The organism is Roseomonas elaeocarpi (assembly GCF_042433915.1).
GTDB lineage: Bacteria > Pseudomonadota > Alphaproteobacteria > Acetobacterales > Acetobacteraceae > Roseomonas > Roseomonas elaeocarpi.
Genome location: NZ_JBHLUN010000005.1, coordinates 31,580 through 53,393, shown reverse-complemented (window position 1 = coordinate 53,393; position 21,814 = coordinate 31,580). Strand labels below are relative to the sequence as shown.

Below are 21,814 nucleotides of genomic sequence, written 5' to 3'. Positions count from 1 at the left end.
TCCGTGCTGCTGTTTTCGCATCGGCGGCGAATTCGACGCGACTTGGATTGGCGGATCGAACATATCCATGCCGCACCGAGGCACAAAACGAATTCCCGAGCCTCGGCGCCTCGGAGAGGAGGTGGAACAGCGAGGCCGTCGCCGCGGCGAACCTCAGCCGCGCACCACCGCCTTCCGTTCCGCCTCGCTCGCCGGCATGGCCGCGAACTCGGCCACGGTCACCGGCTTCACCGGGCTACGCAGGTGATAGTAGCCGACCTCGGCCGGCGACACGCCGCGCGCCGCCGCGATGGTTTCCACCACGGTCAAGCCGCACAGGCGCCCCTGGCAGGGCCCCATGCCGCAGCGGAGCAGCGCCTTCATCTGGTTCGGCCCCGGCACGCCCAGCGCCGCGGTGTCGCGCAGCTGCTGGCCGGTCACCTCCTCGCAGCGACAGGCGAGCGCCTCGTCGTGCGCGCGCCGGAAGTGCCCGGCCGGGCGGTAAAGATGGTCCAGGAAGGCGCGCCCGCGGCCGGCCCGCGCGAGATCGGCGCGCACCGGCGCCGCCATCCCGTCCCGCCTGGCCGCGTCGATCCGGTCCAGCGCCGCCGCGGCGGCAAGCCCCGCGAGGCGCCCGCGCAGCGCCGCGGTCTCGGCACCGCCGATCCCGGCGCCGTCACCGGCGACCGTGATGCCGGGCAGGCTGGAGCGGCCCCAGCCGTCGGTGTCCGGCACGAAACAGGCCTGCGCCTCGTCCCAGCGCAGCGCGCAGCCGACGGCGCCGGCCAGGTTGACGTTGGGTGTCACGCCCTGGTGCAGCAGCACGTGGTCCGCCGCGACGCGGTGGGTTCGCCCGCCCCTGCGGTAGAGCACGGCGCTGGCGTGGTCGGCCTCGCCCTCGATCTCGATCGCGGTCACCCCGGACACCACGGGCACGGCGCGGCGCACCCGCGCCATCAGCCGCAGCCCTTTGCGGAAATAGAGGGAGGCGAGGAAGCCCGGCAGTCTCGAGGCCGCCGCGCGCCAGTTCGCCGCGGGCGTGGTGTCGAGGATCAGCGAGGGCGGCCGGCCCGCCGCGACGTACTGGCTGGCCAGCAGCCACAGGAGCGGTCCGGTTCCCGCGATCACCACGCGTCCCTCGGCAAGGAGGCCGGAGGATTTCAGCAGCGTCTGCGCCGCGCCCACGCTCATCACCCCGGGCAGGGTCCAGCCCTTGACCGGGAAGGGACGCTCCACCGCGCCGGTGGCCAGGATGACCTGCCGCGCCCGCAGCGTCGCGGAACGGCCGCCCAGCGAGAGCGCCAGGTTCAGTTGCGCGTCCAGGTGCCAGACGCTGGCGCCCGCGAGGTAGTCCGCGCCGCCGCGGCGGAAGGCCTCCACCAGCGCGGCGCCCCTCCAGTAGTCGGCGCCCAGCACCGCGCGGTCGGTCAGCGGTGTTTCGGTGATGGCGCGGTAGATCTGGCCGCCCGGCGTCGCCGCCTCGTCCACCAGCAGGGTCGAAAGGCCGTGCCCGGCGGCCTCCGCGGCGGCCGCCATGCCGGCGGGGCCGGCGCCCACCACCACGCAGTCGTAGTCCGGGCGCAGCGCCGCCAGCGTTTCGATCACCGTCATCGCCCGACCTCGCGGCGGCCATGCTGCGTTTCCACCGCCATGCCGTCGCGCAGCCGCACGAGACAGCCCTGGCGGTTACCGACCCCGTCGATCGTCACGAGGCAGTCGAAGCACACCCCCATCATGCAGTAGGGCCCGCGCGGCGCGCCGGACACGGCGGTTTCGCGACAGCTGTCGCGTCCCAGCGCCAGCAGGGCGGCGGCCACGCTGTCGCCCTCCGCGCCCAGAACGGGTTGCCCGTCGAGCAGGAATTCCACGCTGCGTCGCGCCGCGGCGTCAGGCTGCCGACGGAACATGCGACCTCCGTGGGAAACGCCGGGGATGAAAGGCATCGAGGCTTGCATCGAGCTGCCCTGCCATGATCATGGGTGCCACGGTCAGCGCGTGGGCGGCGGCCAGCGTCACGCCGCTGTGGCAGGTGCACAGGAAGGCCCCGGGTGCCGTGTCGGACTGCTGGTAGATCGGGAAGCCATCGGCCGTCATCACGCGCAGCGCCGACCAGGTCCGCACGACGTTGAGCGTACCGATCCGCGGGAACATGCGGGTCGCGCGGTCGGCGATGGTGCCCAGCACGCCCAGCCCCGTGCCCGTGTCGGTGCCGGCCTCCTCCTGACTGTCGCCCATCATGATGCCGCCCTCGTCGGTCTGGCGCAGCGTCACGATCGGGTAGGGCAGGAAGGGCGCGGACTTCTCGGTCACGATCGCCTGCCCCCGCTGCGGCCGCACCGGCGCGTCGAGCCCCACCATCGGCGCCAGCCGCGCGTTGCCGATGCCCGCCGCCAGCACCACGCGCGCGGCCTCGATCACCCGCCCCGCGCTCTCGATGCGAAAGCCGCCGCCGGGCAGCGGCGTGATCGCCTCCGCCGCGTGGTCCGGCAGGTAGGTGCCGCCGCGCCGCGCGAAGGCGGCGTGCTGCGCCCGGAACAGCCGCAGCGAGTTCACGTGGCCGTCCAGCGTGGTGAAGCTGGCCCCGGCCACCTCGGGGCCGATCTCGGGAAACACCTGGCGCACCTGCGCGCGGTTCCAGATCTCGTAAGGATAGGTTTCGAAGCCGTCCTGCGCCTGCAACCGCTGCATGAAGGCCGCGCGGCGCTCCAGCTCCGCCTCCGACAGCAGCAGCGTGAAGCCGCCGCGCTGGTCGAGGCCGGTGTCGATGCCGGTTTCCGCCTGCAGCGTCGCCGCGTAGTCCTTCCACAGCGCCGCGGAGTGGCGCGTCCAGGAGGAATAGCGGGGCATCCCCAGCCCCTTGCTCTGCACCCAGACCAGGGCGAAGTTGCCGCGGCTCGCCCGGTGGGCGATGTCGCCTTCGTCCAGGATCGCGGTGCGGAGCCCGGCACCGGCCAGGCCCAGCCCCACCGCGGTGCCGACCAGGCCGCCGCCCAGCACGGCGGCGTCGAAACCCGTGCTCATGTCCCCTGCCCCGTGGACGTCCGCCCCCGGCGGCGCGCCTGTTCCCTGCCGCCCCCGCATCGCGGGCGCGTCGATCGCTGCTGCATGCGGCCGAGGCTCCGTCGCCGGCGGCGGTGGGTCAAATCGGTTCTTCGCGGCCGCCTATCCGCAATCCTTATGAGTCGTCCGCCAGTGCCATCACCCCGGGCAGCGCGCAGAAGACCCGGTCGCAAAGTCCCAGCATCACCAGCAGGTTGGCCGACACCTCGGTTTCGGCGGCGTGCACCACCCTGACCTCGAAGCTGATGCGCGGCGCGAAGGGCCGGGCGGCGCCGCCCTTGCTCACGTGCGCCGCGGCGGTGATCGCGTCCACCACGCCGATGCCCAGCCCCGCCATCACCAGGTCGGACACGATGTAGGACAGGTGGGTTTCCACCTGCGTCAGCTTGTCCACGCCGTGCTGCTCCAGGATCGTGGCGAACTGGCTGCCGATGCTGGTGGCGGCCGACAGCGCCACCAGCGCCTCGCCCCGCAGGTCGTCCGGCCCGATGCCCTCCCGCTCCGCCAGGGGGTGGCCGGGCGGCAGGATGCAGGCGCAGGGAATGCTGTAGCGACGCTCCGTCCGCAGGCCCGGCGTGGGGATGGCCGGGCTGATGAAGCCCAGCTCGCAGCCCTGGGTGAGCAGCATCTGCACCACGGCCTCCGACGGCACGGTGTGGAAGGCGACCGCCGTGCCGGGCCGCGCCAGGGTGAATTCCCGCAGCACCCTGGGCAGCAGCGTGGCGGCGGCCGGCATGGCACCCAAGGACAAGGTGCCGCGCCGGCCCTGGCGGATTTCGCCCGCGATGGAGGCGATGCGGTCGAGGCCGATAAAGGAGCGCTGCACCTCGGCGAAGAGCAGCTTGCCCGCGCCGGTCGGCTGCAGGCGTCCCTTGACCCGGTCAAACAGCCGGAAGCCGATTTCCTCCTCCAGCTCCTTCAGCAGGCGGCTCACGGCGGGCTGCGAGCGGGCCAGCGTGTCGGCGGCGGCGGACACGCTGCCGGTCAGCACGGTCAGCTGGAAGGCCTGCAGGCCGCGTTGGCTCAGGGATCGAGGCATCTCCCCCCATCCATAAGGTTTCCGGATAGTCTGGCGCAATCTTTGCATTGGCGTACGGGGCCGCGCCACTGCCACGCTCCGCCTCCGGGGATCGTAGTCGCCGCGCCAGGGGCGGCCTCGTGACCGGGAATCGCCGCGAAAGGATGGGGATGTATCGGATCGGCTTCGACGTGGGCGGCACCTTCACCGACTTCACCGTGCACGACGAGAGCACCGGCGCGCTGCGCTACTTCAAGGTGCCCTCGACCCCCGCCGACCCGTCCGAGGCGATCGAGAACGGCCTCGCCGCGCTGACGCGCGAGTTCGCGATACCGGCCGAGGGGATCTCCTTCGTCGGCCACGGCACCACGGTCGCCACCAACATGGTGATCGAGCGCCGCGGCGTGCGCACCGGGGTGATCACCACGCGGGGCTTCCGCGACGTGCTGGAGATCGGCCGCCAGACCCGGCCGCACCTTTACGACTACACCGTCACCAACCCGGCGCCGCTCGCCCCGCGCGCCCTGCGCCTCGAAGTGGAAGGGCGCATCGACGCGGCGGGCGAGGAGCTGGCGCCGCTGGACGAGGCGGCGGTGGCCGAGGCCGCCGCGCAGCTGCGCGCGGCGGAGGTGCAGGCGGTGGCGATCTGCTTCCTGCACAGCTACCTGCGCGACGATCATGAGCGCCGGGCGGCGGAGATCGTTCGCGCGGCCCTGCCGGGCGTCTTCGTGTCCACCTCCTCCGAGGTGCTGCCCGAGTTCCGCGAGTTCGAGCGCTTCTCCACCACCGCCATCAACGCCTACGTGGGTCCTCGCATGGCCCGCTACCTGGACCGCTTCCTTGATCGCTTGGCCTCGCTGGGCGTGCCGGGGCGGCCCTACACCATCCATTCCAACGGCGGGCTGATGTCGGTGGAAACGGTGCGTGCCTTTCCCGTGCGCACCTGCCTGTCGGGTCCCGCCGCCGGCGTGGTGGGCGCGGCCGAGGTCGCCGTCGCCGCGGGCTTCCCCAACGTGGTCACCTACGACGTCGGCGGCACCAGCACCGATGTGTCGCTGATCGAGAACGGACGGCCCGCCTTCGCCACCTCGCGCCTCGTGGCGGACTATCCCGTCCGCACGCCGATGATGGACGTGCACGTGATCGGGGCGGGTGGCGGCTCGATCGCCGCCATCGACGATGCCGGCGCGCTCAAGGTCGGGCCGCGCAGCGCGGGAGCCGATCCCGGCCCCGTCGCCTACGGGCGCGGCGGGCGGGAGCCGACGCTGACCGACGCCAACATCGTGCTGCACCGCCTCGATCCCGAAACGCTGCTGGGTGGCCGCATGGCGGTGGACGCCGCCGCGGCGCGCGCGGCGATCGAGGCGCGCATCGCCCGCCCGCTGGGCCTGAGCGTCGAGCAGGCGGCGCTGGGCATCATCCGCATTGCGGTCGCCAACATGAGCCGCGCCATCCGCGCCGTGTCCACCGAGAAGGGGCACGACCTCGCGCAGTTCGCGCTGTTTCCCTACGGCGGCGCCGGCCCGCTGCACGCGGGCGCGGTGGCGGCGGAGTGCGGCATCCGCCGCGTGCTGGTGCCGCAGGAGCCCGGCACCATGTGCGCGCGCGGCATCCTGATGTCGGACATCAGCCTGGACCTCGTGCGCTCCGAGATCGTGGAGGCCGAGGAAGCATCCTGGCCCGGGATCCTGGCGCGCTTCACGGCGATGGAGGCGCAGGGCGACGCCTGGCTCGCGGAGGGTCACGTCGCACCGGAGCGCCGCGCCTTCGAGCGCGTCGTGGAAGCCCGCTACAAGGGCCAGAACCACGAGGTGCAGGTTCCCTTCCCCGAAACGGGCACCCTGCCCTACGCGGCCTTCCTGGCCGGCTTCGCCGAGGCGCATCGCCGCGAGTACGGCTACGACGTCGCCGACCGCGCGGTGGAGGTGGTGAACTGCCGCCTCAAGGCCGTGGGTCGGGTGGAGCGCCCGCGGGCGCGCTTCACCGATGCCGCCACGGGCAGACCGGAGCCACGGACGCGGCGCGCGGTGCACTTCGAAAACGGCTGGGTCGACACGCCCGTGTTCGACCGCGCGACGCTGCCGGTCGGGCTTCGCCTCGCGGGTCCGGCCATCATCGACGAGATGAGCTCCACCACCGTGGTGGAACCCGGGCAGCACGTTTCGGTGGATCCCGCCGGCAACCTCGTCGTGGAGATCGCGGCATGAGCAACCACGCCACCACCGCCGCGCCTGCCTCCGGTCCGGCCGATCCCGCGCCGGTTATCACCGGACTGAGCGATCCGATCGCGATGGAGGTGTTCAGCAACCGACTCCTCTCGATCACGGAGGACATGGGCAACACGCTGATCCGCTCCTCCTTCTCCACCAACATCAAGGAGCGCAAGGACTGCTCGGTCGGCCTCTTCGCCGCCGACGGCCGGCTGATCGCCCAGGCCTCGCACATCCCGCTGCACCTGGGCTCGCTGATGGGCAGCGTGCGCGCGGTGCTGGCCCATTGCCCGATCGAGCGGATGCGCGAGGGCGACGCCTTCATGTGCAACGACCCGTTCCTCGCGGGTGGCACGCACACGCCCGACATCGCGGTGGTCACGCCGGTCTTCGTGGACGGCGCGGCCCGCTTCCTGGCCGCCAATGTCGGGCACCATTCCGACGTGGGCGGACCGACGCCGGGATCCATTTCCGGCACGGCGCGCTCGATCTTCGAGGAAGGGCTGCGCCTGCCGGTGATCCGGCTGGTGCGCGCGGGCGAGCTGGACGAGGACCTGCTGAACCTCGTGGCCCAGAACTCGCGCGAGCCGGAGGAGCGCGCGCTCGACCTCAAGGTCCAGGTGGCCTCCAACGAGCGCGGCGGCCGGCTGATGCAGGGCTTGGTGCGGCAGATGGGGCTGCCCGCCGTCACGGGTGCGATCGACGACCTGCTCAGCTACACCGCGCGCCGCCTGCGCAACCGCGTGCGCGACATGGCCGACGGCGCGGCCTCCGCGACGGCCTTCCTCGACGACGACGGGCTGGGCGGTGAGGCGGTGGCCATCCGCGCCACCGTGACGGTGGAGGGTGAGCGCCTCGTGGTGGACTTCGCCGGCTCCGCCCCGCAGACGCGCGGCGCCATGAACGTGGCCGAGAGCGCGCTGCGCGCCACCGTGTACTACGCGGTGAAGACGCTGCTCGACCCGGGGCTGCTGCCGAACCAGGGCATGGCCGAGTGCATCGAGATCCGCGCGCCTGAGGGCAGCATCGTCAACCCGCGCTTCCCGGCCGCGACGGGTGCGCGCTCCATCACCTGCAACAAGGTCGCGCGCGCGCTGTTCGCCGCCTTTGCCGAGCTGCTGCCGCGCGAGCGCGCCATGGCGGCCAGCCTCGACAGCGTGCCGGTGATCATCTTTTCCGGCGAGCGCCGGCGGGGGGACGGCACCTTCGTGTACCTGGAAAGCATGGGCGGCGGCACCGGCGCGCGCTGGGCCGGCGACGGCATGGACGGCGTCCACGTCCACGTCACCAACACCTCCAACCTGCCGGCCGAGGCGCTGGAGAACGAGTACGCCCTGCTCGTGGACGAGTACGCGCTGGTGGAGGGCTCGGGCGGTGCCGGCAAGCACCGCGGCGGCCTGGGCATCGCGCGGCAGATCCGCGCCACCCGCGACGGCATCGTCTTTTCCACGCGCTCGGATGGGCACAAGGCGGGCGCGCCCGGCCTGTTCGGCGGCCTGCCCGGCGGCACGGCGCGCCTCCTGCGCAATCCGGGCACCGCGCGGGAAGAGGAGCTGTCCTCCAAGGCCTCCAACCTCGTGCTGATGGCCGGCGAGAGCGTGCGCCTCGAAACCCCGGGCGGTGGCGGCCTCGGCGTTCCTGCCGAGCGTGATCCCGAGGCGCTCGCCCGCGACCTGGCCGATGGGAAGCTCACCCGCGCCGAGGCCGGGCGCGATTACGGCGAGGCGCTGCTGGGCCGGATCGGCTGAGCGGTCGCCTCCGCGGCCGGTCCGCACATCTTTTCGGGAAGCCGGCGCTTCCCGTTCCTGCCTGCTCCTTCGCGAGCGACTGCCACGGAGTGACGACGTTGATGCACCCGACACGAATGCTGCGGCGGATGGCCCTGGCCGGCCTCGTGGGCCTGGGGCTCGCCGGCGCGCCCGTCCCGACGCTCTCGGCGGCCTGGGCGGACAGCGTGCTGCGCGTGGCGCCGGGTGCCGACCTGTCCTCGCTCGACCCGACGGGGCCTTCGGGCACGCAGACCTACATCCACGGCATGATGGTCTACGACACGCTCTTCGCGCAGGACGAGGATCTCGGCATCCACCCGCAGATGGTGGGCGAGGAAACGGTCTCCGACGACAAGCTGCACTACCGCATGACGCTGCGCGAGGGACTGCGCTTCCACGACAACAGTTCCGTCACGACGCGCGACGTGCTCGCCTCGCTGAAGCGGTGGATGGGCCTCGACGTGGTCGGGCGCACCATGGCGGTGGACGTGGCCGAGATGGCAGCCGTGGATGACCGCACCTTCACCATCACCCTGCGTCGCCCCTTCCCGGTGGAGCAGGCCCTGGCCAACAGCGGCAGCGGGCTGCCAGTGATCCTACGCGAGAAGGAGGCCAGCGGCGGACCTTTCACCAAGGACACGGCCGTGATCGGCTCGGGCCCGTTCCGGTTCCTGCGCGACGCCTGGGTGCCGGGGGCGAAGTTCGCGTATCAGCGCTTCGAGGGCTACGTCCCGCGCAGCGAGCCCGCGAACGGCATGGCGGGTGGCAAGGTGGTCAAGGTGGACCGCGTCGAGTTCACCGTGATGCCGGACGCCACCACCAAGGCTTCGGCGCTGCAGAGCGGCGAGATCGACCTGATCGACCAGGTGCCCTTCGACCAGGCGGACTTCATGTCGGGCATGCCCGGCATCACCGTCGCCGCACCGTCGAAGATCTTCAACACCTTCTTCATGCGGCCCAACAGCCTCCATCCGCCCTTCAACGATGCCCGCGCGCGGCAGGCGCTGGCGCTCGCGGTCAACCAGCCGGACTACATGGCCGTGGCCTTCGTGCGGCCCGAATGGGGGCAGCCCTGCCTGTCCTTCTTCGTGTGCGGCAGCCCCAACGGCGTCACGAACGGTTCCGAACCCTATCAGCACCAGAACCTGGAGCGTGCGCGCGAGCTGCTGCGCGAAAGCGGTTATCGCGGCGAGAAGGTCGTGCTGCTCAACTCGCACGAAACGCTGTTCGTCGGCATGGCGACCGACCTTGCGGCCGAGAACCTCAAGCAGATCGGCCTGAACGTGGAGGTCCGGGAGTCCGACTGGGGCACCTACATGGCCCGGCGCAACAACAAGGCGGAGCCGGACGCTGGCGGCTGGAACCTGTTCCTGACCGCCACCTCCGGCAGCGGCGCTTATTCGCCGCTCAGCAACACCATCGCCGACACGACCTGCGGCGGCCGCAACTTCGCCGGCTGGGCCTGCGACGAGGAGGCCGCGCGGCTGCGTGACGCCTACGTCCACGAGGCGGATCCGGCGAAGCAGCGGCAGCTTCTGGAGCAGCTCAGCGCGCGGCTCTGGCAGGTCATGCCGACGGTTGTGCTGGGACAGCGCGCGCAGCTCTACGCCTGGCGCAACGACGTGTCCGGCCTGCTCCGCTCGCCCTCGCTGATCACCTTGTTGTGGAACGTCGAGAAGCATTGATGGCAGGCGGATGGGCCCGCTCGCCCTGACACTGAGCAGTGCCCCGTGCTGGCGGTTCGACGGGCAGCGCGGTGGGTGCGAGACGTCGGCCGTCGTGAATGCGGCAGTGCACAGAAGCTTGGGCCCATGACAGGCCAGGGCGGACCCTTCGCCGCCGGAACTTACGCGCGCTCCGATCCGCCGGCGTGCCGTTCACACGCGCCGAACGAGAGCGCCCGGATCGCGATGTTCCCGCCACCTCTTCCAAGCATCATGTTCCGCGATCCAAATGTTGTTCTCAGCCACCACCTCGAACGGTAGGGTGACGCCATGGTTCGAAATTGCGCGCGGACGTGCCAGAGCACGCATCGCATGAGATCGTTTGCCAGCAGGCGCCTCGCTGGATTGGGCCACGATCCCGAATTGGCAGCGGCAGAACAACGCTGCGCGGCCTTTCCTCGTGATCCGAAGCTGGCCGGGATATTGCTAGGCTGGGCAGCATGATGGTTCCAACAGCGCTCCTGGTGCCAACCCGTTCCGGCCATCCTTCGCAGGTCAGCTGAGATGGGCGCGCTACGCTTCATCGCTCGCCGGCTCATCTTCTCCGCCGCCCTGGTGCTCGGTGTCAGCTTCATCCTCTTCGCCCTGATCAACGCCATCGGTAACCCGGTGGAGATCCTGATGGCGGAAACGCCGGGCGTGACGGAGGAAACGGTTGCGGCGATCAGCAAGTACTACGGGCTCGATGGCCCCTTTCTTGAGCGCTACCTGTCCTGGCTGGGAGCAATTGCTCACGGCGATTTCGGCACCAGCATCATCTATAATCAGCCAGTGGGTGAGCTGCTCGGGATATGGGGGCTGGAAACACTCAAGATCCAGGTTCCCGCCATTCTGCTCGCCACCCTGCTCGCCACCGCGGCAGGCGTCGTGGCGGCGATGCGGCAGCACAGCTGGGCCGACTTCTCCGTCGTGTCCGGCGCCATGCTGGGACATTCGCTTCCGGGCTTCCTGATCGGCATTCTGCTGATCCTTGGCTTTTCCTCCTGGCTGGGCGTTTTCCCGTCCTACGGCGCCTACTCCACGCGCAACCTCCTGTGGAACAGCATCTGGGCCGACGGGCTGTGGCACATGGTCCTGCCCGTCGCGATGCTCACCGTGTTCAACACCGCGACGCTGACACTGTTGATGCGCTCCTCGCTGGTCGAGGTGCTGAGGCAGGACTTCATCACCGCCGCCTGGGCCTCCGGCCTGCCGCGGCGGCGCGTGGTGATGGGGCACGCGCTGCGCAACGCCTTTATTCCGGTGCTGACCTATCTCGGCACATTGTTCGGGCTGATGCTGGGCACCGCGCCGGTGACGGAAACCGTGTTCACCTGGCCCGGGCTGGGTGCCCTCTACATCCAGGCCATCCAGCAACTCGACTACCCGGTCATCATGGGGGAAACGATGGTGATCACCACCATGCTGGTCACGGCGACGCTGCTGACCGACATTGCCTACGTCCTCATCGACCCGCGCATCCGGCTCGGCTGAGATGGACGCTCCTTCGCTCGACGCCGAGCTTCCCCCCGCCCCCGTGGCGGAAGCGATCCCGACCCGGCGCCTCATGCTGGGCGCCTGGCGCCGCCCCTGGGGGCGGTTCCGCCGCAACCGCGCCGGGATGATCGGCCTGGTGCTGGTGGCGCTGGTGGTGATCGTGGCCCTGCTCGGACCAGCCGTGGCGCCCTTCGATCCCAACGACAGCGGCGCCACCCTGCGCGGCGCGGCGCGGGCCGCGCCCAGCGCCCTGCATCCCTTCGGCACGGACCGCGTCGGCTACGACGTGCTGAGCCGCACCATCTACGGCGCCCGCACGGCGCTGCTGGTGGGCATCGGCGCCACCGCCATCGCGGCGGTGATCGGCATCACGGTGGGCGGGATCGCCGGCTACTTCGGCGGGCTGGTGGACGAGGCGCTGATGCGCCTCACCGAGTTCTTCATGGTGGTGCCGGTCTTCGTGGTGATCCTGGCGGTCGTGCGCCTGTTCGGCATCGTGGTGGTCGGCACCCCGCTGGAGCGCATCCCCAACCTCAACCTGCTGACCATCATCGTCCTGCTCGGCCTGTTCGAGTGGCCCTCCGTCGCGCGCATGACCCGGGCCGAGTTCCTGCGCCTGCGACAGGCGGAGTTCGTGGAGGCCGCGCTGTGCATCGGCACAGCGCGTCGCGACATCCTGCTGCGCCACATCCTGCCCAACGCGCTGCCGCCGCTGATCGTGCTGATGGCGCTGGGCATCGGCGGCGCGATCCTGGCCGAGGCGATGGTGTCCTTTCTCGGCTTCGGCGATCCGAAATCCGTGTCCTGGGGACAGGCGCTGTTCCTGAACTACCAGATGCTGCAGGTGGCGCCCTGGACCTGCCTCGCACCCGGCTGCGCCATCTTCGTCACCGTGCTGGGCTTCAACCTGCTCGCCGATGGTTTGACGGACGCCTTCAATCCGAAGGTGCGGGCATGAGCGCGCCGTTGCTGTCCGTCGAGGCGCTGAGCGTGCAGTTCCCGACGCGCGAAGGACCGGTGCGCGCCGTGGACGGCGTGGACTTCCACGTGATGCCCGGCGAGACCCTGGGCATCGTGGGGGAGTCCGGCAGCGGCAAGACCGTGTCCAGCCTCAGCCTCCTGCGCCTGCAGCCGCCCCCTGCCCGCATCACCGGCGGCCGCATCACCTTCGAGGGCGAGGATCTCCTGACCGCCTCGCCCGAACGCCTCGCGGCCATCCGTGGCCGGCGCCTGGCGATGATCTTCCAGAACCCGACGACCTCGCTGAACCCGGTGCTCTCGATCGGCCGGCAGTTGTCGGAGATTCTGCGCTGGCACACGGGGATGAACCGCAAGGCGGCGACGGAGCGCGCGACGGAACTGCTCCGCCTCGTCGGCATCGGCGACCCGGCGGCCCGGCTGCGCCAGTACCCGCACGAGCTTTCGGGCGGCATGAAGCAGCGCGTCGGCATCGCCCGCGCACTGCTGTGCGAGCCCTCGCTGCTGCTGGCCGACGAACCCACCACGGCCCTCGACGTCACCATCCAGGCGCAGATCCTCGACCTGCTGGCCGAGCTGCGGGGCCGGCTCGGCATGGCCATGGTGCTGGTGACGCACGACATGGGCGTGGTGGCGCGCATGGCCGACCGCATCACCGTGATGTACGCCGGGCGCGTCTGCGAAACGGCGAGCGCGGCGACGATCTTCACCGCGCCCCAGCACCCCTACACCCGGGCCCTGCTCGAGAGCGTGCCGCGGATCGACCAGTCCTATGCCGGGCGGCGCGTGCTGCCCTCGATTTCCGGACGGCCGCCCGACATGCTGCATCCGCCGGCAGGGTGCCGCTTCCATGCACGCTGCCCGGAAGCCGTCGCGGACTGCGCCCGCATCCTGCCGCGGGAACACGCGCTGGCGCCTGGCCACACGGTGAGCTGCATCCGCCGTGGCTCGCCCGCCGAAACGGAGCTCGCGGCATGACGGCGATGCTCGAGGTGCGGAACCTCCGCAAGCACTACCAGCTCGGCCGGCGCGGCCCGTTCCGCCGCCAGCCGCGCGTGCTGCGGGCCGTGGACGACGTGTCCTTCGCGGTGCGCGCGGGCGAAACGCTGGGCCTGGTGGGCGAGAGCGGTTGCGGCAAGACCACCACCGCCCGTGCCGTGCTCGACCTGGTGCGCCCCGACGGCGGCGAAGTGCTGCTCGACGGGCGGGACGTGCGGCCGGTGCTCGCCGGCCCCGATCGCGACGCCATGCTCGCGGTGCGGCGACGCATCCAGTACGTGTTCCAGGACCCCTATCTGTCGCTCAACCCGCGCTGGACGGTGGAGGAGGCGATGCGCGAGCCGCTGCGCGTTCACGCGCCGGACACGCCGCGCGAATGGAACGGCCGCGTGGCCCAGCTCCTCGCCACGGTGGGGCTGGACCCGCGCCACGGCTCGCGCTTCCCGCACGAGTTCTCCGGCGGGCAGCGCCAGCGCGTGGGCATCGCGCGGGCCATCGCGGTCCGGCCCGACTTCATCCTGCTCGACGAGCCCGTCTCCTCGCTCGATATCTCCGTTCGGGCGCAGATCCTGAACCTGCTGGCCGAGCTCCAGGATCGGCTAGGGATGGCCTACCTCTACATCTCGCACGACCTCGCATCCGTGCGCTTCATCGCCACCCACGTGGCGGTGATGTACCTGGGCCGCATCGTGGAGATCGGCACCGCCGACGCGGTGTTCGCCCGGCCGCGCCACCACTACACGGCGGCCCTGATCAGCGCGATCCCGGTGCCGCGCCCGGGTGCCGCCGATACCCGCACCCGGCTGCGCGGCGAGATCCCCAGCCCCGCCGCGCGGCCGTCGGGCTGCGCCTTCCATCCGCGCTGTCCGGCAGCCCTGCCCGTCTGCCGCGACGTCGATCCGGTGCTCGCCCCGATGGGGCCGGACAGCCGGGCGGCCTGTCACAACCCGGCCTGACGGCGATGCCTGACGATCCGCCCGGCCACCCTTCCCCGTACCCAGCAGGAGACCAGAGATGAGCGCACCCACCCCGACCCGCCGCGCCGTGCTGGCCGCCGCGGCCGCATCCGCCGTCACCGCCGCGGTCGGCCCGGCGCGGGCCGCGGCGCCCTTCTTCAAGCTCTACCTGATGATCCCGAACAACCAGCCGGCCCGCGTCGCCTGGGGCCAGCTCGCGGCGCAGCAGATGCAGCGGCTGGGGATCGAGGTGGTGTCCTCCATCGTGCCCTTCACCGCCATCGCGCCGCGTCGCTCCAAGGGTGACGGAAAGACGCACGTGGATGGCGGCTGGGACGCCTACCTGGAACGCTACTACTACAGCTCGATCGAGCCCTCGCCGCTGGCGCTGTTCGGGTCCAAGAACATGCCGCCGGGCGGGCAGAACTTCTACTACGTGGACGATGCCGAGATCGACCGGTCGCTGACGGAGGTGGCCACCAGCCTGAAGCCGGAGGATCGCAAGAACGCCTACCGGGCCTTCGAGAAGCGCTGGTACGACATCCAGCCGATGACGATCCTGTTCTACCCGCAGGACGTGATCGCGACGAACCCGAAGCTGAGGGGCTTCGACGCCACGACCTACAACCCGGTCTTTTATCCGCGGGCCGAGAACTGGACGATCGACGGCGCGGGCGACGACGCGACGGCGGCCTTCGCGTCCTGGCCGCAGCCCTCCTCGCTGCTGCCGATGTATTCGATCGGCTACCACGAGAGCAACGTGTTCGGCCCGGCCTACGACCGGCTGTACGACTACAAGTCCTGGGACGACAAGACGCTGGTGCCGTCGCTCGCGACCGGGCACACCATGTCGGACGACGGCAAGCACTGGGTCATCACGCTGCGACAGGGCGTGAAGTGGCATTCCGGCGAGGAGTTCACGGCGGCGGACGTGAAGTTCACCTGGGACACGCTGATCAACAAGGCGATCGGCTCCCCCTACCAGTCGGTGATGCAGGAGGTTCTCGGCGGACCCGACGCCTACAAGGTCACGGGCCGCTACGAGATCACGGTGGACCTGCCGCGCTACTCGATGGAGTTCCTCAACAGCGTGCTCGGCGCCTACGCGATCATGCCGGAACACGCCTACAAGGACATCAAGCCGGAGTCGATGCGCGGCCACACGGCGAGCACCTGGCTCGGCTCCTACGCCGTCAAGACCAGCGACGGGAAGACCTTTACCGCCCGCGGCGCGGTGGGCACCGGCCCCTGGATCCCGCAGGGCTTCGACCCGAGCCGCAAGGCCTATCGCTTCACCCGCAACGAGAACTACTGGAAGCCGCACGCGGGCAACGTGAAGACCTTCTTCATCGTCAACATCAACGGCACCGACGCTGCGCTCGCGGCGCTGAAGGCCGGCGAGATCGACGCGCATGATCCGATGTACGACATCGGTCCCGTGGTGGACACGGTGGATGCGTCCTGGGGCAAGGTCGTGACCTTCGACAGCTACAAGTGGCAGCACATCTGCTACAACCTGAAGCACCCGGTCTTCGGCACCGGCGTCGACAGCCCGCTGGGACGCAAGGAACCGGCGCGTGCCGCCGAGGCGGCCGCCTTTATCCGTCAGGCCATCAGCCACGCCATGCCGCGCGATGAGATCGTCAAGCAGATCGCCGGCGGCTACGGCGCGGCGGGCACCGTGCCGATGGCCTGGTCCGCGCCCGAGTACGACCACGACCTGCTGAAGCCGATCGCCTTCGACATGGATCTCGCCAAGAGCTTCATGGAGAAGGCCGGCTACACCTACTGAGCCGGGGAGGAACAACACCATGGCAAAGCGCCAGATCAAGCTCGGCATGTCCATGCGCGGCCTCGGCTATCACGTCTCGGCCTGGCGGCATCCGGCGACGCCGGCGGACGGAACGCTCCGCTTCGATCACTACGTCCGCAACGCGCAGATGGCGGAAGAGGGTCTGTTCGACATGATCTTCTTCGCCGACGGCATCGGCGTGCGCGAGCAGGACCTGCCGCGCGGCTCGCTTTCCCGCTCGGGCTACGAGATCGTGGAGATGGAGCCCATGACGCTGCTGCCGGCGCTGGCGGCGGTGACCAAGCACATCGGCCTCGTGACCACGGCGAGCACCACCTACAACGAGCCCTACCACGTCGCCCGCAAGTTCGCGACGCTGGACCTGATCAGCGGCGGCCGGGCGGGATGGAACATCGTCACCTCCTGGTCGGATGCGGAAGCGAACAACTTCAACCGTGCCAAGCATCTGGACTACGACACGCGCTACGAGCGCGCGGCCGAGTTCGTAGAGGTGGTCAAGGGCCTGTGGGACGGGTGGGAGCCCGATGCCTTCGTGTATGACCGCGCCAACAGCGTGTTCTACGACGAGAGCAAGCTCCACGTGCTGAACCACAAGGGCAAGCACTTCCAGGTGAAAGGGCCGCTGAACGTCGCGCGCATGCCGCAGGGACGTCCCATCCTGGTGCAGGCCGGCGCCAGCGAGCCGGGGCGCGAGATCGCGGCGGAGTCCGCCGACGTGGTCTACGCGTCGCAGGACAACATCCCGGCCATGAAGGCGTACTACGACGACGTGAAGGGGCGCCTGTCCAGGTACGGCCGTGACTGGGACGACCTGAAGATCATGCCGGGGCTGCGCCCCATCGTGGGTGCCACGCGGGCGGAAGCGCAGGCCAAGTACGACGAGTTGCAGGAACTGGTGGACCCGATGGTCGGGCTGGCGCGGGCCTACAACGCTCTGGGCGACCTCAGCGGCTTCCCGATCGACGGCCCGGTGCCCGAGCCTCAGGCGGAAGCCAAGGTGCGCAGCAGCCAGGAGCGCCTGATGAAGCGCGTGCGGGAAAACAACTGGACCATCCGCCAGCTCTGCCAGCATCTCGCCGGTGAGGGCGGTACCGCCGTGATCGGCACCGCCGCCGACATCTGCGACCGCATGGAGGAGTGGATGGACGCCGAGTGCTGCGACGGCTTCAACATCACGCCCAACCAGCTTCCGGGCGGCTGCGAGGATTTCGTCCGCTTCGTCACGCCGGAGCTGCAGCGGCGGGGACGCTTCCGCAAGGCTTACGAAGGCAAGACCCTGCGGGAGAACCTCGGCCTCAAGCCGCACGTCAACCGCTACGTCGCCGAGCGCGCGGGCTCCCGGCTGGCGTCGGACTAGAGGCTGCCGCCGCGAAGATCCCTTGGTCTCGGGGGCTCGTGCGCGATGATGTCGCGGGCGAGCCTCCTGTCTTATCGCCTGCGGGACGAAGTGTGACCTGCATGGCGGAAAGTCGAGACGGCCGTGGGCCGTGGAGGAGAGAAGCCGCCCGGTCCTTCAGGGGGGGGCGGGTCTCAGGGTCTCAGGTCGCCGCCCATCCTTCGCTCGCAACGCGTGCGAAGAGTGCCGGGGGCATGTTCTCCAGACCGAGCACCGGCACGATGTCGTTGGTCGCGGCAAGATCGTAGCCGTAGAGGGCGGACAGCAGGTTCAGGCCGGACTCGTGCAGCACGGCCGGTCGACCGCACATGCGTCCGAGCAGCGCCGTGACGTGCAGGCCGAAGGGCGCATCTTCCAGCACGTAGCGGCTGTCGAGCGTTGCCGGTGCCAGCGGGTCGTCCGGCCGCTTGGCGAGATGCGCCATCATGTCGCCAACCGGTCCCTCGGGCACGTGGAAGGAAAGGTGGAAGTGGCGTCGCAGAGAACGCACCTCGACACCGAAGGCTTCCGCCACGTTCAGGCGCTCGGCGTCCAGCGCCTCCATGAAGCGGCCCACCGCGGGGGTGATGTTGGCGTATTGTCGCCAGGCCTCGCCTTTCTCCATGCGCGTGACGTTGCACAGGGCGATGGCCAGGTGGTTCTGCGGATTGGCGTTGCTCAGCGCGATGGCGACCAGCCCGTCACGGAGCCGGAAGCGATCGTCGAACAGCGCGCGGCAAAGGTCGAGCATCGCCTCTCCCGCCTGCTGCGGCACGGCCGCGACGTCGACCTCGGCCCGGATGCTGGACAGCCGCACCCGGTCGGGCGCGAGCCGGCGGCCGCTGACGACCGTGGTGCCCCAGGCCGCGATGGGTGCGGCGACGCCACGCTCGGCAAGCAGGCGCGACAGGTAGAGGGCAGCAAGGGAAAGATGGCCGCTGATCAGCACCGGCTGGCCGGGATGCAGGCAGGCAGCCAGGGTGTCCAGCGTGGCGCGGTAGGCGTTCGCGGGAACGGCAACCAGCACGGCCGCGGCACCCGCCACCGCTTCGGCGCAGGACGAAGCGATCTCCACCGCCGCAGTGTGCTGCAGCGCGCCTTCCGCGGTGAGTTGCATCGAGCGCGAGACCGCCGCTCCGCGCGGTGACCAGAGCACGGGCCGATGGCCCCTGGCATCGAGGAGGGCCGCAGTTCCGAGGCCGATCGGGCCGGCACCCAGAACTGCGATGCGGAGAGGTGTCGTCAGCATTGGCACAGCGGAGCCGTCCCGGCGCCGATCGTCAAGTCCAGGCCTGAGACTTTGCCGATGCTGACGTGTCCTGGTGTTCAGTGCAGCCCGTCGCGCTTCGCCTTCCCGGCGTTGCGGGCGATGTTGGCGTCCGCCGCTTCTGCGGCACGTCCTGACGTGCTGGTGCTAATCCAGCACCACTTCCGCCCGGCGCTCGGAGCTCGCGATCGCGGCTTCCAGCACGGCCATACAGTCCAGCACCTTCCTGAGAGGCACGGGACCATCACCGCCGTTGCGGATGGCATCCCGGACGCCGGCGTAGAAGGTCTCGTAAGCTCCGGGTGAAGCCGGCAGCGCTTCGGTTTTCCGTCCGTCGGCCAGTGTCAGCGTTCCGGGCACCGGGTCCACTCCCCAGCCAGCATCGCCCGGCCCCTTGCCGCCGCGCATGGCCTGCGCCTGGGTATCCAGCCCGTGCTTGACGTAGCTCCCCTCCGTGCCGTGCACCGCGAACCGCAGCCCGTGGTCGGCAAGCAGGCTGCCACCCTGCAGGACGACGCGCAGGCCGTCGGGGTAGCGCAGAAGGGCGTAGAAGCTGTCATCCGTTTCGCCCCCGGCCCGCTGGATGGCGAGGTCGGCCCAGATCGCCCGAGGTTTCCCGAACAGCAGCATCGCCTGGTCCAGCAGGTGCGCTCCCAGGTCGAACCACAGTCCTGCGCCCGGGCCACTCCGCTCACGCCAGCGATTGACGACCTGGGGGCGGAACCGGTCGTAGCGGGATTCGAACTGCGCGATGCGGCCCAAGGTGCCTCCGCGCACCAGCCGGCACACCTCCAGGAAATCGGCATCCCAACGCCGGTTCTGGAACACGCTCAGCAGTCGGCCGCGAGTGTGGGCCAGGTTGGCCAGAGCTTCCGCTTCCGCCAGGGTCGTGGTGAAGGGCTTGTCCACCACGGCGTGCAGCCCCGCTTCCAGCGCCGCGGTGGCGAGGGAGGCATGCTGCGCCGTCGGCGCGGCGATCACCGCGAGATCGGCCCCCGCTTCGCGGTAGGCGGTGGCGGCGTCGGGAAAAACCGGGACACCCGGCAGCGCGGCGTGGGCCTTGTTCACCGCGGAGGTCACGACGCCCGCGATGGTCAGCCCTTCCGTGCGCCGCAGCAGCGGCGCGTGGAAGAACTCGCCGGCCAGGCCGAAGCCGACCAGCAGGACGCGGATCGGGCCGCTCACAACGCGCCCCGTTCCGTGGCGTCGCGCGCCGCCATGGCCGTGCCCACCAGGCCGGCATCGTCGCCCAGCGCCGCGCGCAGGATCGTGGCCGGGCGGAAGCCGGGCAGCAGGCGCGCCCGCAGGGTCGCTTCGATGCCGGCACGCATCGGCTCCAGCAGGGCGGACACGCCGCCGCCGACCACGATGCGTTCGGAGTCGTAGCTGTGCTGCAGGTTGGCGAAGCCGACGCCCAACCATTCCGCCATCTCCGCCAACAGGGCGAGCGCGGTGGCATCGCCCTCCGCCGCCGCCACGCCGACGTGCCGGGAGGAGAGCGGCACCCCTTCCGCCAGCGCCGCGAGGCGGGAGCCGGGAACCGCCACCGCCCGGGCCCGCGCCGCGAGCACCGGGCCGGACACCAGCGCCTGCCAGCAGCCGGTGCGGCCGCAGGCGCAGGGGATCGGCTGCTCGGTCAGGCGGGTATGGCCCAGTTCCCCGGCAAGACCCGCCGCGCCGCGCAGCAGCCGCCCCTCGGCGATGATCCCGGCACCGATGCCGGTGCTGACGGTGACGTAGGCGAGGTTGTCCGATCCCATCCCGGCGCCCGCTCGCCACTCACCGATGCAGGCGGCCTTGGCGTCGTTCTCCAGCACCACCGGCAGGCCCGTCGCCGTGCGAAGCCGCTCGGCCAGCGCCACGCCGCCCCAGCCGGGCAGCGCCGGCACGCCCAGCACCGTGCCTGCCGCGCGGTCGATGGTGCCGGGCACCCCGACGCCCAGGGCCCGCACCGCAGGACCGCGCAGGATCCCGATCAGCGCCACCATCTGGGCGATCACCGCGTCCGGGCCGCTCAGGTCGGTTTCCCGCCGCTCCGCCGCCAGGACCTGTCCGGCGGCGTCCACCAGCGCCACGCGCAACTGCGTGCCGCCCAGGTCGATGCCCAGGAACTGCGGCGCCTCACCCTGCGTGCTCGCGGTCATTCGGGTTCGCTCCTTGTCGGACGATCTGGGGCTAGACCGTGACCTTGCTGGTCCGGACCGGGGTGCCGATGCGATCGGCCACCCGGCGGCGCGCCACGGCGATGTTCAAGGGCTGAAAGCTCAGCAGCATGCTCAGGCCTGCCGCCAGCCCCGCGTTGCGCGGCAGCGCCACCGTCAGGCAACCGGGCAAGGCGGCTTCGCCGCTGCTGTCGAAGACCACGGTGGTGCAGCCGGCCTCCACGCAGGCGCTGGCGAGCGGCGCCACGCCGGGCCCGTCCACGCCCGCGCTGCGCAGCAGCAGGATACCCAGGCCGGGGCGCAGGAACTCGAAGGGACCGTGGCGGAACTGTCCGCCCTCCCAGCCGATGGTGGGCACGCGCGCCAGCTCCATCATGGACAGCGCCCCGCTCTCGGCGATGCCCTGCAGCACGTGCCGCCCGGCGAAGGCCACCACGTCGCAGCCCGCCAGCGCCGCGTCCACCGCCGCCGTGTCGGCCGGGCTGTCGGCCGCGAGCACGGCACGAAACGCCTCTTGCGGCATCCCCAGCGCTTCCAGGATGGCGGCGTGCAGGGCCAGGGTGACGATGATGCTGCGGGTGGCGGCAAAGGCGTGCTCCGTGCCGCCGGCCCCCACCAGCACCGCCTCGGCCAGGCGGGCCAGGGTGCTGCCGCCTTCCAGTGTGATGCCGAAGCGTCGCTCCTGCCCGGCCGGCCGGGCAAGCAGCTCCAGGATTTCCCCGGACTCGCCGGACTGGGACACGATGATCGCGGTGCGCGGCAGGTCTGGCAGCGGCGACATCAGCGCCTCCGACGCGCCCAGCGCACGGCAATCCAGCCCGAGCTCACGATACAACGGCTCCACCGACCGGTTGACGTAGTGCGAGCCGCCGATGCCGTAGAGCACCAGGCGCCCGGCGGCGCGCGCGCTGTCCGCCGCCGCGCGTGCCGCCGCGGCGTTGTTCTCCATGGACAGCAGTGCGTCGCCGCACTGGCGCGCCATCTGCGCCTGCATCAGGCGCAGGCCCTCGTGCTCTTCCATCCGTGTC

At 70.8% G+C, this 21,814-nt stretch carries 17 protein-coding genes; 9 read left to right on the top strand and 8 right to left on the bottom strand.

From position 1 onward, the window contains the following. Positions 1–153: 153 nt before the first annotated feature. The 4 genes from ACFFGY_RS05765 to ACFFGY_RS05750 all read right to left on the bottom strand — a co-directional run bounded on the left by ACFFGY_RS05765 (position 154) and on the right by ACFFGY_RS05750 (position 4,078). Positions 154–1,590, bottom strand: a complete 1,437-nt coding sequence (locus tag ACFFGY_RS05765) for an FAD/NAD(P)-dependent oxidoreductase (protein WP_377043476.1) — start codon at positions 1,588–1,590, stop codon at positions 154–156. Then, positions 1,587–1,886, bottom strand: a complete 300-nt coding sequence (locus ACFFGY_RS05760) for a (2Fe-2S)-binding protein (RefSeq protein WP_377043475.1) — start codon at positions 1,884–1,886, stop codon at positions 1,587–1,589. Before ACFFGY_RS05760 ends, ACFFGY_RS05765 begins: the two co-directional genes overlap by 4 nt. Next, entirely contained in the window at positions 1,867–3,000 is a 1,134-nt protein-coding gene (locus ACFFGY_RS05755) for an NAD(P)/FAD-dependent oxidoreductase (protein ID WP_377043474.1), read from the bottom strand. The genes ACFFGY_RS05760 and ACFFGY_RS05755 overlap by 20 nt, the downstream gene beginning before the upstream one ends. Positions 3,001–3,154: 154 nt before the next feature. Further along, positions 3,155–4,078, bottom strand: a complete 924-nt coding sequence (locus tag ACFFGY_RS05750) for a LysR substrate-binding domain-containing protein (protein ID WP_377043473.1) — start codon at positions 4,076–4,078, stop codon at positions 3,155–3,157. A 149-nt stretch (positions 4,079–4,227) separates the two neighbouring features. Here ACFFGY_RS05750 and ACFFGY_RS05745 point away from each other — a divergent pair, with 149 nt between their 5' ends. The 9 genes from ACFFGY_RS05745 (at position 4,228) to ACFFGY_RS05705 (ending at position 17,339) form a co-directional block, all read left to right on the top strand. Then, a complete protein-coding gene (locus tag ACFFGY_RS05745; RefSeq protein WP_377043472.1) occupies positions 4,228–6,264 on the top strand; it encodes a hydantoinase/oxoprolinase family protein in 2,037 nt (678 codons plus the stop codon). Beyond that, entirely contained in the window at positions 6,261–8,015 is a 1,755-nt protein-coding gene (locus ACFFGY_RS05740) for a hydantoinase B/oxoprolinase family protein (RefSeq protein ID WP_377043471.1), read from the top strand. The genes ACFFGY_RS05745 and ACFFGY_RS05740 overlap by 4 nt, the downstream gene beginning before the upstream one ends. A 101-nt stretch (positions 8,016–8,116) precedes the next feature. Continuing rightward, positions 8,117–9,721, top strand: coding sequence for an ABC transporter substrate-binding protein (locus tag ACFFGY_RS05735; RefSeq protein WP_377043470.1), 1,605 nt, complete (start codon positions 8,117–8,119; stop codon positions 9,719–9,721). Between the two features lie 543 nt (positions 9,722–10,264). After that, positions 10,265–11,233 (top strand): ABC transporter permease, encoded by a 969-nt coding sequence (locus ACFFGY_RS05730; RefSeq protein ID WP_377043469.1) that lies wholly within the window; start codon positions 10,265–10,267, stop codon positions 11,231–11,233. A 1-nt stretch (position 11,234) separates the two neighbouring features. Continuing rightward, the gene (locus ACFFGY_RS05725) at positions 11,235–12,194 is read left to right on the top strand and encodes an ABC transporter permease (protein ID WP_377043468.1); all 960 of its coding nucleotides are present in this window, start codon (positions 11,235–11,237) and stop codon (positions 12,192–12,194) included. Next, on the top strand, positions 12,191–13,192 hold the full coding sequence (locus ACFFGY_RS05720) for an ABC transporter ATP-binding protein (RefSeq protein WP_377043467.1): 1,002 nt from the start codon (positions 12,191–12,193) through the stop codon (positions 13,190–13,192). The genes ACFFGY_RS05725 and ACFFGY_RS05720 overlap by 4 nt, the downstream gene beginning before the upstream one ends. Beyond that, the gene (locus tag ACFFGY_RS05715) at positions 13,189–14,169 is read left to right on the top strand and encodes an ABC transporter ATP-binding protein (protein ID WP_377043465.1); all 981 of its coding nucleotides are present in this window, start codon (positions 13,189–13,191) and stop codon (positions 14,167–14,169) included. Before ACFFGY_RS05720 ends, ACFFGY_RS05715 begins: the two co-directional genes overlap by 4 nt. Positions 14,170–14,227: 58 nt before the next feature. Then, on the top strand, positions 14,228–15,961 hold the full coding sequence (locus ACFFGY_RS05710; protein WP_377043464.1) for an ABC transporter substrate-binding protein: 1,734 nt from the start codon (positions 14,228–14,230) through the stop codon (positions 15,959–15,961). 19 nt (positions 15,962–15,980) lie between these two features. Then, positions 15,981–17,339 carry an LLM class flavin-dependent oxidoreductase gene (locus tag ACFFGY_RS05705; protein WP_377043463.1) on the top strand — a complete coding sequence of 453 codons (1,359 nt, stop codon included), beginning with the start codon at positions 15,981–15,983 and terminating at the stop codon, positions 17,337–17,339. Positions 17,340–17,520: 181 nt separating this feature from the next. On the opposite strand, the gene ACFFGY_RS05700 is transcribed toward ACFFGY_RS05705, so the two are convergent. The 4 genes from ACFFGY_RS05700 to ACFFGY_RS05685 form a co-directional block, all read right to left on the bottom strand. Next, positions 17,521–18,606: an NAD/NADP octopine/nopaline dehydrogenase family protein gene (locus ACFFGY_RS05700; RefSeq protein WP_377043462.1), complete on the bottom strand. Its 1,086-nt coding sequence runs from the start codon at positions 18,604–18,606 to the stop codon at positions 17,521–17,523. Between the two features lie 165 nt (positions 18,607–18,771). After that, on the bottom strand, positions 18,772–19,809 hold the full coding sequence (locus ACFFGY_RS05695) for an oxidoreductase (RefSeq protein ID WP_377043461.1): 1,038 nt from the start codon (positions 19,807–19,809) through the stop codon (positions 18,772–18,774). Beyond that, the gene (locus ACFFGY_RS05690; protein WP_377043460.1) at positions 19,806–20,768 is read right to left on the bottom strand and encodes an ROK family protein; all 963 of its coding nucleotides are present in this window, start codon (positions 20,766–20,768) and stop codon (positions 19,806–19,808) included. The genes ACFFGY_RS05695 and ACFFGY_RS05690 overlap by 4 nt, the downstream gene beginning before the upstream one ends. Positions 20,769–20,799: 31 nt before the next feature. Next, positions 20,800–21,807: an SIS domain-containing protein gene (locus tag ACFFGY_RS05685; protein WP_377043459.1), complete on the bottom strand. Its 1,008-nt coding sequence runs from the start codon at positions 21,805–21,807 to the stop codon at positions 20,800–20,802. Between the last annotated feature and the right edge of the window lie 7 nt (positions 21,808–21,814).

What these genes read in the sequence shown, in the direction of transcription:
- ACFFGY_RS05720 (WP_377043467.1), top strand. Translation starts at nt 12,191, where the DNA reads ATGAGCGCGCCGTTGCTGTCCGTCGAGGCGCTGAGCGTGCAGTTCCCG.
- ACFFGY_RS05740 (WP_377043471.1), top strand. Translation starts at nt 6,261, where the DNA reads ATGAGCAACCACGCCACCACCGCCGCGCCTGCCTCCGGTCCGGCCGAT.
- ACFFGY_RS05725 (WP_377043468.1), top strand. Translation starts at nt 11,235, where the DNA reads ATGGACGCTCCTTCGCTCGACGCCGAGCTTCCCCCCGCCCCCGTGGCG.
- ACFFGY_RS05705 (WP_377043463.1), top strand. Translation starts at nt 15,981, where the DNA reads ATGGCAAAGCGCCAGATCAAGCTCGGCATGTCCATGCGCGGCCTCGGC.
- ACFFGY_RS05755 (WP_377043474.1), bottom strand. Translation starts at nt 3,000, where the DNA reads ATGAGCACGGGTTTCGACGCCGCCGTGCTGGGCGGCGGCCTGGTCGGC.
- ACFFGY_RS05745 (WP_377043472.1), top strand. Translation starts at nt 4,228, where the DNA reads ATGTATCGGATCGGCTTCGACGTGGGCGGCACCTTCACCGACTTCACC.
- ACFFGY_RS05750 (WP_377043473.1), bottom strand. Translation starts at nt 4,078, where the DNA reads ATGCCTCGATCCCTGAGCCAACGCGGCCTGCAGGCCTTCCAGCTGACC.
- ACFFGY_RS05715 (WP_377043465.1), top strand. Translation starts at nt 13,189, where the DNA reads ATGACGGCGATGCTCGAGGTGCGGAACCTCCGCAAGCACTACCAGCTC.
- ACFFGY_RS05735 (WP_377043470.1), top strand. Translation starts at nt 8,117, where the DNA reads ATGCACCCGACACGAATGCTGCGGCGGATGGCCCTGGCCGGCCTCGTG.
- ACFFGY_RS05690 (WP_377043460.1), bottom strand. Translation starts at nt 20,768, where the DNA reads ATGACCGCGAGCACGCAGGGTGAGGCGCCGCAGTTCCTGGGCATCGAC.
- ACFFGY_RS05765 (WP_377043476.1), bottom strand. Translation starts at nt 1,590, where the DNA reads ATGACGGTGATCGAAACGCTGGCGGCGCTGCGCCCGGACTACGACTGC.
- ACFFGY_RS05700 (WP_377043462.1), bottom strand. Translation starts at nt 18,606, where the DNA reads ATGCTGACGACACCTCTCCGCATCGCAGTTCTGGGTGCCGGCCCGATC.
- ACFFGY_RS05685 (WP_377043459.1), bottom strand. Translation starts at nt 21,807, where the DNA reads ATGGAAGAGCACGAGGGCCTGCGCCTGATGCAGGCGCAGATGGCGCGC.
- ACFFGY_RS05760 (WP_377043475.1), bottom strand. Translation starts at nt 1,886, where the DNA reads ATGTTCCGTCGGCAGCCTGACGCCGCGGCGCGACGCAGCGTGGAATTC.
- ACFFGY_RS05710 (WP_377043464.1), top strand. Translation starts at nt 14,228, where the DNA reads ATGAGCGCACCCACCCCGACCCGCCGCGCCGTGCTGGCCGCCGCGGCC.
- ACFFGY_RS05730 (WP_377043469.1), top strand. Translation starts at nt 10,265, where the DNA reads ATGGGCGCGCTACGCTTCATCGCTCGCCGGCTCATCTTCTCCGCCGCC.